This is a genomic window from Candidatus Accumulibacter phosphatis (assembly GCF_012939955.1).
In the GTDB taxonomy this organism is placed as follows: Bacteria; Pseudomonadota; Gammaproteobacteria; order Burkholderiales; family Rhodocyclaceae; genus Accumulibacter; species Accumulibacter delftensis.
The window spans coordinates 97,635-111,187 of the sequence record NZ_SPMY01000017.1; the positions used below are offsets into that span (position 1 = coordinate 97,635).

The window sequence follows — 13,553 nt, forward strand, 5'->3', positions numbered from 1 at the left end:
GCGCTACTCCGCAGACACCTGGCTCTATTTGCGTTTGAGGTAGAACTCGAAGATCTGATTGCTTTCGCCGTTCGACAGCAGCTCATTGCCGGTCTGCTTGGCGAAAGCCTGGAAGTCCTTGACCGAACCCGGATCAGTCGCCAGTACGTGCAGCACTTCACCCGGCGCCATCTCGGATAGCGCCTTCTTCGTCCGCAGAATCGGCAGTGGGCACTTCAACCCCTTGACGTCGAGCTCTCGATCGCAATGCATGGTCAGGTCCAGAACAGAATTGAGGGCGTATTCTAAGCGTTCGAAGCACTCTATCCGCCATTAAGCTTCTTCTCTTTCGCCTCTTCGGCCAGCAGCACGCGCAGGTCGCGCAGACGCGCGTCGACCGCGGACTTCTCGTAGAAGTCGCCGTCGCCCGCCTGTTGCGCGAACTGCAACTGTTCAACCGCCGCACCCAACTGCCCCTGCAGCAGGTAGAACTCTGCCTGTGCACGGTGTTGCTGCAGGCGCTTGCCTAGCGCCGCGTAAGTTTTCGCCTGCAAGCCGTAGAGTTTGTAGTCCGAGCTGTAGAGCTGCAGCTGCGATTCCAGGAACTGCAAGCTCTTTTCGTATTGCCGCCCCGCCAGCAGAGCTTCAGCGTACCCGTAAACCAAAGCCTTGGACTGTGGATAACGTTGCAGGGCGTCGCGATAGATCTTCGCGGCGCCGGCCTGATTTCCAGCGGCAATTTCCGTTCGTGCCGCCAGCCCGGCGATCAGCGGCGACGACACTTTGAGCGCCAGCAGCGCGCCAAGCTCTTTCTGCGCAGCGGCGACGTTCTTGGCCTGCAGCAGCGAATACGTGAGACCGTAGCGGGTGGCCATCTCCGAAGCATATTTCTTTTCGCGCAACTGCTTGCTGAATTCGCTGACAGCCTCGCCAGGCGGCACCGCTTGCGCCCGCAGCTTGGCGCGCACCAGGTAGAAATCAGCGCCGTCGGCAACCTGTCGATAGGAGGCATTCTGCGACCGGTTCTGCATGTCGGAGATACGTTCTACAGTCAGCGGATGCGAGCGCAGATAAACCGGCGCGTTGTTCTCGTACACCCGCCCGGCCAACTGCATGCGGCCAAAGAAGTCGCCCATGCCGCGCACGTCGTAGCCGGCCTTGGCCAGCGTCTGATAGCCCAGCCGATCGGCCTCACGCTCGAAGTCGCGACTGTAGGCCAATTGCGACTGTATCGACGCCGCCTGCGCCGAAGCGATCGCCGCCGTCGCCACCTGCGAGTTAGAGCGCGCAGCGAGAACACCAACGGCCATGGCGACCATGGTGGCGATAGAGCTCTGCTTCTCCCTGGCGATCTGCCGGGCAAGGTGACCCTGGCTGACGTGCGAGATCTCGTGAGCGATCACGCCGGCCAGCTCGGACTCCGATTGTGCGGTAAGGAGCGTGCCGGTGTTGACCCCGATGAACCCGCCAAACATCGCGAAAGCGTTCACCGTGTTGTCGCGAATCGCAAAGAAATAGTAATTGCCTGCCGCGTTAGAACTCGCCGCAACCAGCCGGCCGCCAAGGGAATTCAGGTAGTCACTGACTTCGGGGTCATCAACATAACTCGGTTCATGCGCACGTATCTGATTGAAGATCTGCTCACCGATCTTGCGTTCAAGTTGCGGCGAAAAGTCGACTCGCGACGCGTCGCCAAGCTCTGGAAGTCCCTCCGCCCGGAGCGGCGAAGAACTGCCCAAAAAAACCGCAACGGTCAAGGACACTGCGGCACAAATCATTCTGATCACGAGAGCTCCCGGCCGGCCTCGGCGTCCGCCGAGCAAGATTTGCTATCATACCCAATAGTGCTCTGGTAGATTGTTACCAAGCGTTACCACCCGCCCTCTGCTGCTTGCCAATTGATTCCCTTGGCAGGTATCACCAGCAGCAGCGACTCCCAGGTCTCCCATACCCCTATGTCAGTCAGTCCACTCACCCATTTCAATTCCGAAGGCCAGGCGCAAATGGTCGACGTCGGCGACAAGGCCGAGACGGCCCGGCAGGCAAGAGCCGCCGGCAGTATCCTGATGCGCCCCGAAACGCTGGCGCTGATCGTTGCCGGATCGGCGCAGAAGGGCGATGTTCTCGGTGTCGCACGAATTGCCGCCATTCAAGGCGCCAAGCGCACCTCCGAGTTGATTCCCCTGTGTCATCCACTCGCGCTGAGCAAGGTTTCCGTCGACTTCGAGATCGACGGCAAGGCCAACGCGGTGCATTGCCTGACGCGGGCGGAGTGTGTAGGTCGCACCGGCGTCGAGATGGAAGCCCTTTGCGCCGCCAGCATCGGCTTGCTGACCATCTACGACATGTGCAAGGCGGTCGATCGCGGCATGCGTATCGAAAACATCAGGCTTCTTGAAAAAGTCGGCGGCAAATCAGGGCACTGGACTGCGAGCTGACGCCGGCCATCAGACCACGAACCCGAAAAGACCGCGAAAAAAAAACCCGCCGGAGGCGGGTCCCTTATTGCACACCCAAAAAAATCAGGCGCGCGCGATATTCGATGCTTGCTTGCCCTTCGGGCCCTGCGTCACGTCGAAGGAAACTTTCTCGCCCTCTTTGAGGGTCTTGAAACCACCCATGGTGATCGCGGAGAAATGGGCGAAGAGATCTTCACTACCATCATCCGGAGTAATGAAGCCGAAACCCTTGGCGTCATTGAACCACTTAACTGTACCAGTTGCCATATTGCCACTTCCTTGAAAAAAGACTAAATCCGGGCGGAGCCCGACTTGCATGCTTCTGACTCAAGCACTGTTCTGACGGATATTCAGAAACCGAGACCGCTCAAACAGGGTCTTGAACAAAAACATGGCACCTTTTTACGCGAAGTCAGGCGGGTGCGTCAAGCGTTTTTATCGTCAGGCGCCTGCCAAGCCGTCCAGCGCGACCGAGAATTGGCGAAGGGCGGTATTGCGCATCCGGAAAGACTGGTTAGAATTCACCCATGGCGACACAGCATCAGGACAACTCCCTACTCCAAGCGCAGCGCACACAGCTCAAGCCACCACGTCTTTACAAGGTCCTGTTGCTGAACGACGATTTCACACCGATGGATTTCGTGATTGTCGTTCTGCAACGGTTTTTTTCAGATGGATCGAGAACACGCGACGCGAATCATGCTCAAAGTTCACACCGATGGACGAGGCGTGTGTGGAATCTATCCGCGCGATGTCGCGGCCACCAAAGTTGAACAGGTCACAGCCTTCGCACGAAGCAACCAGCACCCCCTGGCGTGCGTCATGGAGGAAAACTGAATGATTGCGCAGGAACTTGAAGTAAGTTTGCACATGGCCTTCGTCGAGGCACGACAGAAACGTCATGAATTCATCACTGTCGAGCACCTCTTGCTCGCACTGCTCGACAACCCGTCGGCAGCCGAAGCAATGCGCGCCTGCGGCGCCAGCATCGAGCAACTGCGCAAGGACCTGACGCGCTTCATCAGCGAACACACGCCAACCGTCGCGGGCGAAGACGACATCGATACGCAGCCGACGCTCGGCTTCCAGCGGGTCATTCAGCGCGCGATCCTGCACGTCCAGTCATCAGGCCGCAAGGAGGTCAACGGTGCCAATGTTCTTGTGGCGATCTTTGGCGAAAAAGACTCACACGCGGTCTATTACCTGCAGAAGCAGGGCGTGACGCGTCTCGATGTGGTCAACTTTATCTCGCACGGCATCAGCAGAATTCCGCAGAGCACACCACGCGGCGAGCCGGAAGTCGAACCCGAAGGCGAACAACAGAGTGCCGCCGGACCGCTCGAAAGCTACACCATCAACCTCAATGCCCTTGCTCTCCAGGGTAAGATCGACCCGCTGATCGGTCGCGACCGGGAACTCGAACGAGTCATCCAGACCCTGTGCCGAAGGCGCAAGAACAACCCCTTGCTGGTCGGCGAAGCCGGGGTCGGCAAGACGGCGATTGCCGAAGGGCTGGCGCGGCGAATCGTCGAGTGCGACATCCCCGAAATTCTCGGCAAGGCGAACGTCTACTGCCTCGACATGGGGTCCCTGCTCGCCGGCACCAAGTATCGTGGCGACTTCGAACAACGCCTGAAGGCGGTTCTCAAGCAGCTCAGCGAGAACCCGGAGGCGATCCTGTTCATTGACGAGATCCACACCTTGATTGGTGCCGGCTCGGCCTCGGGCGGCACGCTCGACGCGTCCAACCTTCTCAAGCCCGCGCTCTCGTCAGGGCAGCTGAAGTGCATCGGCGCAACCACCTACAACGAATACCGTGGCATTTTCGAGAAAGACCATGCGCTGTCGCGGCGCTTCCAGAAGATCGACGTCAACGAGCCTTCGAGTGCCGAAGCAGTAGACATTCTCAAGGGCTTGAAATCGCGCTTCGAAGCCCACCACGGCATCAAATACTCCGCCGCCGCACTGAGTTCGGCGGTCGAGCTGTCGGTGCGCTTCATTACCGACCGCCACCTGCCGGACAAGGCGATCGACGTCATCGACGAAGCGGGAGCGGCACAGCGGATCCTGCCCAAGTCCCGGCAGAAAAAAAGTGATTGGCAAGATCGACATCGAGGAAATCGTGGCCAAAATCGCGCGCATTCCTTCGACGCACGTCTCCTCAGACGACCGCAACAACCTGCGCAACCTCGACCGCGATCTGAAAGCAATCGTTTTTGGCCAGAATTCGGCCATCGACGCCCTCGCCCGGGCAATCAAGATGGCTCGTTCGGGTCTTGGCAACCCTGCCAAGCCCATCGGCAGCTTCCTCTTTTCGGGCCCCACCGGCGTCGGCAAGACGGAAGTCGCCAAGCAACTGGCGTACTGCCTCGGTAACGAGCTGTTACGCTTCGACATGTCCGAGTACATGGAGCGGCACGCGGTGTCGCGGCTGATCGGCGCACCACCCGGCTACGTCGGCTTCGATCAGGGCGGCCTGCTGACCGAAGCCGTTACCAAGAAGCCGTATAGCGTTCTGCTGCTCGACGAGATCGAAAAGGCGCATCCCGATATCTACAACATCCTGCTACAGGTGATGGATCACGGGACATTGACTGACAACAACGGCCGCAAGGCGGACTTTCGCAACGTGATCATTATCATGACCACCAACGCCGGGCAAGAAGCGATCCAGAAAGCAACAATGGGCTTCACCCCCACACGCCAGGCTGGCGATGAAATGGTCGAGATCAAGCGCATCTTTACACCCGAGTTTCGTAACCGGCTGGACGCCACGATCTCGTTCAAGTCTCTTGATCACGAAGTCATCCTGAGGGTGGTGGACAAGTTCCTGATGCAGCTCGAAGCGCAACTGCACGAGAAGAAAGTCGAAGCCGTGTTCACCACGGCCATCAAAGACCACCTGGCGACGCACGGCTTTGACCCGATGATGGGCGCACGGCCGATGGCGCGGCTGATTCAGGACACCATCCGCGCCTCGCTGGCTGACGAGTTGCTGTTCGGCCGCCTGGCACACGGCGGCCACGTCACGGTCGACCTGGATGAAGAGAAGAAAGTCAAACTGGTCTTCGAAGAAGCGTCAGCGGTCATCGCCTGACGATGGCAAGCCGCACTGGTCACGGGCAAATACGGCCGCTGCTTGGCCGCACACGAACCGAGCATACGAGGTACACCACATGAGTTTCAAAACCGCCGACCTCCTCGACGACAATGAAAGCAAGGCGCACGACGGTAGCGTCCGCGTCGTCGCGCCCATGTTCAAGCGCTACGGAGGACGACCCGCGTTCAGTGGCCAGATTGCCACGCTGAAGGTATTCGAGGACAACTCCCTGGTTCGTGAAGCACTCGGTGAAGGCGGCGAAGGCAGGGTGCTGGTCATCGATGGTGGCGGCTCGATGCGCTGCGCACTGGTGGGCGATCAGCTGGCCATCCTGGGGCAGCGGAACCGCTGGCAGGGAATCGTCGTTTACGGCTGTATCCGCGACGCGGATGACATTGAGGAAATTGAACTTGGCGTTCGCGCGCTCGACACGCACCCGCTGAAGAGTATCAAGAAAGGTATCGGCGAACGCGATCTGCCTGTAAGCTTCGGCGGAGTCACTTTTCGACCCGGTGAATGGATCTATGTCGATGGCGACGGGCTGGTCGTCAGCGACGAGCCGCTGGCTTGACAGACGCCGACGCCGGCGACTCAAGAGGAGCTCTGGTGGTCACTTGCGGTGGATATCGCCGCTGGCGTTTTTTTCCGGCGCGGCGGTGACTGCGTTGCATCGTGAGATCGCGCACGATGGCTTCACAAGATGCTCTCAAACCACCTCAAAACCAACCCGGCAAGCGTTGACCAGAGTACTGACAGAGAAGATACTGCGCCGGTTAGCTACCGTGGAGTTGCCAAGAAATCGGAGATGAGTTGTGACCGCTGCCATTGACCTGCTCAAAGCCATCCGGACAGGCCGCCTTCAAGAGGTCAAGACCCTCCTGGACGCCGGGACCCCAGTAGAAATAGAAGATGGCCGGGGAGATCCGGGCTTGCCGCTTGGTGTTGCCTGTTTCATGGGCCATGTCGATATCGTCCGCGAACTGGTCGGCCGTGGCGCCAAAGTCAATACTGCCGACAACGCACAGATCACCTCGCCTTTGTCGATGGCCGTTCGCGGCCGCCGGACCGAGGTCATCAAGGCGCTGATCGAAATGGGCGCCGAAGTCCCGAAGGGCATGGCGACGGGGCTGACCAACCAAGAAATGCTGATCGCACGCTGGCGAGGGCGGCACTACGAAGCCAGCACGGGAAAACCTGAACAGACTGACGACGAGCACCCGGTGTTCGAGGAGATCGAGATGGTCCGCTGCTACGGAACGGACACCTCCGTCCTCGATGCCGACCTGATCCGTGCTGCGCGCGACATGGACAAGAAATAGCCGCTCACCGCTGACTGATCAAGCGGTGCCCAGCGAGGTCGGTCGTGAACACTGTCCTGTCTGCTGCCTGTCGCCGTGTGGTGGCGCGTGCATTGGCTCTCCCTTCGGTCAACCGGTAGCCCTTTCCCTTTCCCTTGCTTTTTCCCTTTTCCTATCGCAAGACCGGGCGGAATATTTCGCGCGCATCGCTCTGCGGCCTGCAAGGACTGCTCGCCGCGGATCACGTGACGCTCCCTCCGGCCGATCCCTGGACGAAATACCAGAGTCACTCGCTGCAAGCGGCCAACGCGCCCCCCTGATCTTCGTACCGGGGGGTTCGTTTGCGTCAACCAGCACAGCGAGCTGTATCACTTGATCGGCCTCCCCCCCTGACAAGTGATCCGCCAACGACCAGCACGGCGCGCCACAATAGCGAGCAATGCAGCGTCGACAGCAACAGAGCGCAAGCGCCAATCGTCGTCAGCTTGCCCGGGATACTTTTGCAAGGCACTCCCGGTCATACGCCGCCAGAGTCAGCTGCCCGTCATTGGGTCACGCGAAACTGTTCTGGTGGTGTAGTGCAAGGGAGATGGCTGCCTGGTACGACAAGCCATCGCTTTGCAGCAGCAGTCAATGATGTAACGGAACTCAGGACGGAGATGCTGGCCGGGTGTGCTGGAGCCATCTGCATCAATGTGTGAGAAACCACACGCGCCTAACGGAGAGCAGTAATGCAAAATGAACCTCAGTTGTTTCACCGGCAGCATCGTTTTGACAATGCCTTGGCAAGACAGACTTCCGACGCCTTGCATAGGCGTAGCTACCCTCTTGCTTTGGATCGCGAAGGTGTGCGCGAAAAGCGCGCCAAGACCAGGTGGTGTTTTCCACTCATGAATTTCTGTGCGAAGCCTCTGACCATGATTTCCTGTTGCGCCCTTCTATCCTCGTCACCGCTGTCGGCGGATGAGGCCGATGTGTTCAACTTGACCGCGACGGTGTCTGCGCAGTGGGATGACAACCTTTTCCGCCGGCCGCCTGACGCCGATCCGCAAGCGGACACCATCACGACCACCACCATCGGCGCCAATCTTGACAAGACCATTGGCGTTCAGCGTCTGATTGCCAACGTGAATATGGTCGACTACCGCTATCAAACCAACGACTACCTCGACTTTGTCGCTGTCAACTACGATGCCAAATGGTTGTGGTCTGCGGGCAAGCGCCTGACCGGAACGCTGTCCTTTCTGCGTAGCGAATTGCCTAACGACTACGCCGACAACCGCAGCGCCGGTCGACGAAACGTGCAGACGACGGAAGTCGAGCGTTTCGAGGCCAACTACTGGTTTCATTCCAGCTGGGCTGCCGTAGCCGGCCTCGTGTCCACCAGCCTCACCAATCAAGTTCCCACGCGCACGGATGGCGACTATGACGCAAACGGATACGAGCTCGGTTTGCGTTTTCGCCCCGCGTCCGGAAATACCGCGACGGCCCGCGCTGTTCACCTCGATGGAAACTACTCGAATCGCCTGCTGAACAGCGTATTCCAGTACGACAACGGATTCACACAGGACAACTACGGCGTCGAGCTTGATTGGCGCCTCACCGGGCACAGTCAGTTACGAGGCCGGCTCGACTACCTGGACCGTCAGCATCAGCACTTTTCGCAGCGCGACTATGCCGGATGGGTCGGCAACCTGCAGTACCTTTATGCCTACAGCGGCAAGAGTGTTTTCAGCTTTGGCTACAACCGAAAGCTGGAAGCATACCAGCAACTCACCTCCAGCTACTACGTCCTCGACCAAATCACGCTGGCCGCGCAGTGGGCAGCGACCAGCCAGATCACCGTAAATGGGCGGGTCGCTTATGGGCTCCAAGCGTATCGAGGGGCCATCATTCCGCTCCCGGCAGGTCTTGAACAGCGCCAGGACGACACTTCCAGCCTAGGCCTCGATGTGGCCTACACGCCAGCGCGCTGGCTGCAACTAAATGCCGGCGTCACACTGACTGATCGCAACTCCAACTACGATGCGTTCGATTACCGCGACCGCATCGTGTTCATCTCCGCCACCGCAAAATATTGAAAGCCTCTGCAAACTGCCATGCTCAGCTCAGGAAGGAAACACATGAAAACCTCGACGACAATTATCGCCGCACTCGTTTCAGCACTCGCAGTCAGTGCCTGCGGCGAATCTGCCTCGGAAAAGAAAGTCGCGACACAAGCGGCGGCGAAGGTCAATGATGGCGAGATCTCCGTACATCAGATCAATTTCGTTCTTCAGCGAGGGCCGTCCATCCAGGCGGAGCAAGCCGACGCCGCCAGACGACAGGTTCTGGAAGGGCTGATTGACCAGGAACTGGCTGTACAGCAGGCGCTGGAGGCGAAGCTGGATCGAACGCCGAATGTCATGCAGTTGCTCGAAGCCACGCGTCGCGAAGTGCTGGCGCGAGCCTACCTGGAGCAGGCGGGCAGCGGTGTTGCCAAACCGACAGCCACGGAGCTGAGAACGTACTACGCCGACCATCCCGACAATTTCGCCAATCGCAAGGTTTATCGTCTGGAGGAGCTTGCCTTTATGAGCACCCCGGAAACTCTCGCCAAGGTCAAGGACCAGCTCGCCAAAGGCCAGCCGGTGGCAGCGATCGCCGACAGCCTCAAGGCCAGCGGCGTTGCCGTGAGTGGCGGTCCCGCGATCAAATCCGCCGAACAGATTTCGCTCGATCTGCTACCCAGGATTGCCCGGGCCAAGGAAGGGCAGCCGCAGGTCTATGAAGACGCCGGCCGCGCCGCCATCGTCACCGTTCTGGGCACCAAGCCCGAGCCACTCGACGAGGCGAAAGCATTACCGCTCATTGAAAGCTACCTGACCAACAAGCAAAAGGCCGAGCGCGTGAGCGACGCGGTCAAGCAACTGCGTGGCAAGGCCAAGATCGAGTATCTCGGTGACTTCTCGGGCAGTGCGCCCGCAGCACCCGCCGAAAAAAATCGCGACGACCCCCCGGCGACGCAGCGATCAACAAAGGCGTTGCCGGACTCAAGTAAGCAAAGCGAGCGCTAACCATGAGCTATTTCAAGACACTCCTTCTCTTCATCCTGCTCCCACTGAGCTTCGCGTCCCTTGCGCAGGCTGAGGACAAATCGGCAGATTACCGCCTCGGGGCTGGCGATGCGATCAGGATAAGCGTCTTCCAGAACCCCGACCTGACCGTGGAATCACGTGTCGCTGACAGCGGGATCATCACCTATCCCTTGATCGGCGCCGTACAGTTGGGAGATCTCACCCTCCGCGATGCCGAAAAAGCCATCGCCGACAAGCTTCGCGAAGGAGGTTTCGTCCAGAAACCGCAGGTCAATATTCTGCTGACGCAGGTCAGGGGAAACCAGGTATCCGTGCTCGGGCTGGTCAATCGCCCTGGCCGCTACCCGATCGAAACCGGCAACACCCGGCTGACCGACATGCTGGCGACGGCTGGTGGAGCGATTCCCGATGGTTCGGACGTCGTCATCGTCACCGGCATCCGGGACGGGAAGCCTTTCCGCAAAGAGGTCGACGTGCCTGCCTTGTTCGTGTCGGGAAACAGCGATGAGGACATCGTCGTCGCGGGTGGTGACGTCATCTACGTGCACCGGGCGCCCGTCTTCTATGTCTATGGTGAAGTCCAGCGCCCCGGCCCCTACCGGATCGAAAGGGGGATGACCGTGCTGCAGGCGCTGGTCCGGGGCGGCGGCCTCACGATGCGCGGCACCGAGCGGAGCCTGCGCATTCATCGCCGCACAGCAGATGGCAACCTGGCCGTGATTGCCCCCGAGAAGTTCGATGTTATCCAGCCCGACGACGTACTTCACGTCGAGGAAAGCTTCTTCTGATCGCCGCGCCAACCGAAAGATCCCCATGACTCTCAACCAGTTTCTCCTGATCCTCTGGGCACGCCGAACGGTGGCGCTGGCCGTGCTCGGGTTGACCGTTCTGACCACGCTGACGGTCAGTCTGCTGCTGCCGAAGCAATATACGGCAGCAACCTCGGTAGTCGTCGACGTCAAATCGCCCGACCCGATCGTCGGCATGGTGTTGCCTGGCATGATGGCACCCGGCTACATGGCCACCCAGATCGACATCATCAACAGCGACCGCACGGCGCAGCTCGTCGTCAAGTTGTTGCGCATGGACGAAAACCCGCAGATCAAGGAACAATGGCAGGAAGCGACCGACGGCAAGGGCCAGCTCACTGCCTGGCTGGCGCAGTTGCTGCAAAAGAAGCTTGACGTCCAGCCCGCGCGCGAAAGCAACGTCATCCATATCGGCTTCACAGGACACGACCCGGTCTTCGCAGCAGCGATCGCCAATGCCTTCGCCCAGGCCTACATCGCTACCAACATCGAGTTGCGCGTCGAGCCGGCTCGCCAGTACGCCGACTGGTTTGATCAGCAGGTCAAGGCCCAGCGCGAACGCCTCGAGGTGGCGCAAAAGGCACTGTCGGATTTCCAGCAGAAGACCGGCATCATCGCCGCTGACAAGAGCCTTGACTACGAGATGCAGAAATACAACGAGCTGTCAGCGCTGCTCACCCAGGCCGAGTCGCAGGGTGCTGATTCCACCAGCAAGCAGAAGATCGACCGCTCGGACACCTTGCAGGAAGTCATGCAGAACCCGCTGATCAACCAGCTCAAAGCCGATCTCGCACGCCTGGAATCCAGACTCAAGGAACTCTCGGGCAACCTCGGCGAAAACCACCCGCAGTACCAGCGCATGCTGGCGGAAATTAACGAACTCAGGACACGCATGCGCAGCGAGACGGCCAAGGTGACCAGAGCCATTGGCACGGCCGGACTGGTCAGCGAGGCCAAGGAAATCGAGATCCAGGCTGCGATCGAAGCGCAACGGAAAAAAAGTGCTTGATCTCAAGATCCAGCGTGACGAGATCGATGTGCTGGCGCGTGAAGTGGAAACTGCACAACGGGGCTTCGACGCAATCGGGCAGCGCATGACACAGAGCAAGTTCGAGTCGCAATCGCTGCAGACCAACATCGCGATTCTCACGCCAGCCTCGCAGCCACTTGAGCCCTCGAAGCCGAAGCTCCTTCTCAACCTGCTCGTCTCGGTCTTCCTCGGCACACTGCTCGGGATCGGTGCGGCGCTGTTGCTCGAACTCGCGCAACGACGCGTGCGCTCGGCCGATGATCTCGCGCAGATGCTGGACTTGCCGGTACTCGCCGCGCTTGGCTCGGCGCTCACACCGGGTCGGGGCAAAGGCAGGCGTTTCTCGCCCACCTCCCGCGTCGATCGCAACAATCCAGGAACACAGCTAAAGATTTCGGAGGCCTGACCCGTAATGAACGTAATGACTGAAAAACTCCATCTCGGCCCAGGTCCGTCCATTGGCGCCATGCTGATCGACAGCGGTCGCCTGGCACCCGCGGACGCCGAAAGCATCCTCAGGCTGCAGAGTGCTCAGGGAATGCGTTTCGGCGACGCCGCCGTCCAGCTCGGGCTGCTCAGCGACGAGGACGTTCAACAGGCCCTGTCGCAGCAGTACGACTACCCGTACCTCATGGCGGGCGACGAGTGCGTCAGCGAGGAAGTCGTCGCCGCATTCAAGCCCTTCAGTCCCTTTGTCGAACAACTGCGCGCCCTGCGCAGCCAGCTGCTGCTGCGCTGGTTCGATGCCGATACGGGTAGCGGCAAGGCTCTGGCCGTGCTCAGCCCGGATTCCGGCGAAGGCCGCAGCTTCATCGCCGCGAACCTGGCCGTGGTCTTTTCCCAGTTGGGTCAGCGCACCCTGCTGATCGATGCCGATCTGCGCAAACCCCGCCAGCACCAGCTCTTCAGGCTGCCCAACAAGCTGGGCCTGTCCAGCATTCTCGCCGGCCGGGCAGTGCTTACCGAAGCCATCGGCTGCATCCCTCGCCTCAATGGCCTGTGCGTTCTACCCGCCGGTGCCGTGCCCCCCAATCCACAGGAACTGCTCAGCCGAGAAGCTTTTGCAAATCTGATGGAGACCCTGCCGGGTCGATACGACGTGATCATCGTCGATACGCCGGCCGCGGCCGAGACTGCCGACCATCAGACAATCGCCGTTCGCGCCCGTGGGAGCCTCGTTGTCGCACGCCGAAACGTCAGCTTCGCGCCACGCCTGCAAGCGCTTGTCCATTCCGTGCACGATTGCGGCGCCACTGTCGTTGGTTCCGTGCTCAACCAGGGGTAGAACTGATGCCGGTCTGCGCATTCCCTGTCGACCCAGCCGCCTTCGTGTCGGCAACACACAACGCGCATTCCGGCAGCGAGCAGGCAATCGACGACAGCCAGCTGACTTCCCGCCGCTCAACTGCCGGCACGCCCGGCAAGACCCAGCCGGGCGAGGGCGAAAACGCCAAGCAGCGCACCGAACGCGTCAGCAAGAAAATCGTCCCATCCGGCGGAACGACCGGGCAGGAAGGCTTGATGCGCTTCGTCCAGCATGCCCACCAAGGTCGTGAGGACAAAGGCCAGCAGCAGCAGGGCAACGCCATGCAGACGCAGCAGTCCGGCAGACAGCGCGATCAGAATCGCCAGCAGCATGCACAACGCAAGGTGTGCCAGCTTGTCCCACGGCACTGGAACAAGGCCGACAGCAATTGGCTGCGCGCCAAGCACAAACACACCCGGCACCAGAACCAGCAACAGCACCAGCGAAGCAATACGCAGCTGCTGCAATCGGGCGGGGAGTAGACACGGCATGGGA

13 protein-coding genes and 2 pseudogenes are annotated in these 13,553 nt (G+C 60.0%); 11 read left to right on the plus strand and 4 right to left on the minus strand.

Features of this window, described 5'->3' with window-relative positions:
* Positions 1 to 24: 24 nt before the first annotated feature.
* Entirely contained in the window at positions 25 to 252 is a 228-nt protein-coding gene (locus tag E4Q23_RS06160; RefSeq protein ID WP_169065815.1) for a sulfurtransferase TusA family protein, read from the minus strand.
* A gap of 50 nt (positions 253 to 302) precedes the next feature.
* The gene (locus E4Q23_RS06165) at positions 303 to 1,757 is read right to left on the minus strand and encodes a M48 family metalloprotease (protein ID WP_169065882.1); all 1,455 of its coding nucleotides are present in this window, start codon (positions 1,755 to 1,757) and stop codon (positions 303 to 305) included.
* Between the two features lie 177 nt (positions 1,758 to 1,934).
* Between E4Q23_RS06165 and moaC the strand changes: the two genes are divergently transcribed.
* Complete coding sequence (gene moaC / locus E4Q23_RS06170; RefSeq protein ID WP_169065816.1) at positions 1,935 to 2,417, plus strand: cyclic pyranopterin monophosphate synthase MoaC; 483 nt, start codon at positions 1,935 to 1,937, stop codon at positions 2,415 to 2,417.
* Positions 2,418 to 2,501: 84 nt separating this feature from the next.
* Here the strand turns inward: moaC and E4Q23_RS06175 are convergent, their stop codons facing one another.
* Positions 2,502 to 2,705 (minus strand): cold-shock protein, encoded by a 204-nt coding sequence (locus E4Q23_RS06175; RefSeq protein ID WP_042335273.1) that lies wholly within the window; start codon positions 2,703 to 2,705, stop codon positions 2,502 to 2,504.
* A gap of 260 nt (positions 2,706 to 2,965) precedes the next feature.
* Here E4Q23_RS06175 and clpS point away from each other — a divergent pair.
* The 10 genes and pseudogenes from clpS to epsG all read left to right on the plus strand — a co-directional run bounded on the left by clpS (position 2,966) and on the right by epsG (position 13,037).
* A pseudogene (clpS, locus tag E4Q23_RS06180) lies at positions 2,966 to 3,275 on the plus strand (ATP-dependent Clp protease adapter ClpS).
* Positions 3,276 to 5,535, plus strand: a pseudogene (clpA, locus tag E4Q23_RS06185) (ATP-dependent Clp protease ATP-binding subunit ClpA).
* Between the two features lie 79 nt (positions 5,536 to 5,614).
* The gene (gene rraA, locus E4Q23_RS06190; RefSeq protein ID WP_169065817.1) at positions 5,615 to 6,109 is read left to right on the plus strand and encodes a ribonuclease E activity regulator RraA; all 495 of its coding nucleotides are present in this window, start codon (positions 5,615 to 5,617) and stop codon (positions 6,107 to 6,109) included.
* Between the two features lie 241 nt (positions 6,110 to 6,350).
* Positions 6,351 to 6,857, plus strand: a complete 507-nt coding sequence (locus E4Q23_RS06195) for an ankyrin repeat domain-containing protein (RefSeq protein ID WP_169065818.1) — start codon at positions 6,351 to 6,353, stop codon at positions 6,855 to 6,857.
* Between the two features lie 827 nt (positions 6,858 to 7,684).
* Positions 7,685 to 8,917 (plus strand): XrtB/PEP-CTERM-associated polysaccharide biosynthesis outer membrane protein EpsL, encoded by a 1,233-nt coding sequence (epsL, locus tag E4Q23_RS06200; RefSeq protein ID WP_169065819.1) that lies wholly within the window; start codon positions 7,685 to 7,687, stop codon positions 8,915 to 8,917.
* Positions 8,918 to 8,935: 18 nt separating this feature from the next.
* Complete coding sequence (locus E4Q23_RS06205; protein WP_272873638.1) at positions 8,936 to 9,892, plus strand: EpsD family peptidyl-prolyl cis-trans isomerase; 957 nt, start codon at positions 8,936 to 8,938, stop codon at positions 9,890 to 9,892.
* 2 nt (positions 9,893 to 9,894) lie between these two features.
* Complete coding sequence (epsE, locus tag E4Q23_RS06210; RefSeq protein ID WP_169065821.1) at positions 9,895 to 10,701, plus strand: polysaccharide export protein EpsE; 807 nt, start codon at positions 9,895 to 9,897, stop codon at positions 10,699 to 10,701.
* A gap of 25 nt (positions 10,702 to 10,726) precedes the next feature.
* Positions 10,727 to 11,731, plus strand: a complete 1,005-nt coding sequence (gene epsF / locus E4Q23_RS06215) for a chain length determinant protein EpsF (RefSeq protein ID WP_248595268.1) — start codon at positions 10,727 to 10,729, stop codon at positions 11,729 to 11,731.
* Positions 11,724 to 12,158, plus strand: coding sequence for a GNVR domain-containing protein (locus tag E4Q23_RS23615; protein WP_336511613.1), 435 nt, complete (start codon positions 11,724 to 11,726; stop codon positions 12,156 to 12,158). Before epsF ends, E4Q23_RS23615 begins: the two co-directional genes overlap by 8 nt.
* 15 nt (positions 12,159 to 12,173) lie before the next feature.
* Positions 12,174 to 13,037 (plus strand): chain length determinant protein tyrosine kinase EpsG, encoded by an 864-nt coding sequence (gene epsG / locus E4Q23_RS06220; protein WP_423753314.1) that lies wholly within the window; start codon positions 12,174 to 12,176, stop codon positions 13,035 to 13,037.
* A 116-nt stretch (positions 13,038 to 13,153) separates the two neighbouring features.
* On the opposite strand, the gene E4Q23_RS06225 is transcribed toward epsG, so the two are convergent.
* Positions 13,154 to 13,549, minus strand: coding sequence for a VanZ family protein (locus E4Q23_RS06225; RefSeq protein ID WP_169065823.1), 396 nt, complete (start codon positions 13,547 to 13,549; stop codon positions 13,154 to 13,156).
* Between the last annotated feature and the right edge of the window lie 4 nt (positions 13,550 to 13,553).

Excerpts from the sequence above, each read along its gene's own strand:
- E4Q23_RS06205 (WP_272873638.1), top strand. The coding sequence starts at position 8,936 with ATGCTCAGCTCAGGAAGGAAACACATGAAAACCTCGACGACAATTATC.
- E4Q23_RS06225 (WP_169065823.1), bottom strand. The coding sequence starts at position 13,549 with ATGCCGTGTCTACTCCCCGCCCGATTGCAGCAGCTGCGTATTGCTTCG.
- epsG (WP_423753314.1), top strand. The coding sequence starts at position 12,174 with ATGACTGAAAAACTCCATCTCGGCCCAGGTCCGTCCATTGGCGCCATG.
- E4Q23_RS06160 (WP_169065815.1), bottom strand. The coding sequence starts at position 252 with ATGCATTGCGATCGAGAGCTCGACGTCAAGGGGTTGAAGTGCCCACTG.
- moaC (WP_169065816.1), top strand. The coding sequence starts at position 1,935 with ATGTCAGTCAGTCCACTCACCCATTTCAATTCCGAAGGCCAGGCGCAA.
- epsE (WP_169065821.1), top strand. The coding sequence starts at position 9,895 with ATGAGCTATTTCAAGACACTCCTTCTCTTCATCCTGCTCCCACTGAGC.
- rraA (WP_169065817.1), top strand. The coding sequence starts at position 5,615 with ATGAGTTTCAAAACCGCCGACCTCCTCGACGACAATGAAAGCAAGGCG.
- E4Q23_RS06165 (WP_169065882.1), bottom strand. The coding sequence starts at position 1,757 with ATGATTTGTGCCGCAGTGTCCTTGACCGTTGCGGTTTTTTTGGGCAGT.
- epsF (WP_248595268.1), top strand. The coding sequence starts at position 10,727 with ATGACTCTCAACCAGTTTCTCCTGATCCTCTGGGCACGCCGAACGGTG.
- E4Q23_RS06175 (WP_042335273.1), bottom strand. The coding sequence starts at position 2,705 with ATGGCAACTGGTACAGTTAAGTGGTTCAATGACGCCAAGGGTTTCGGC.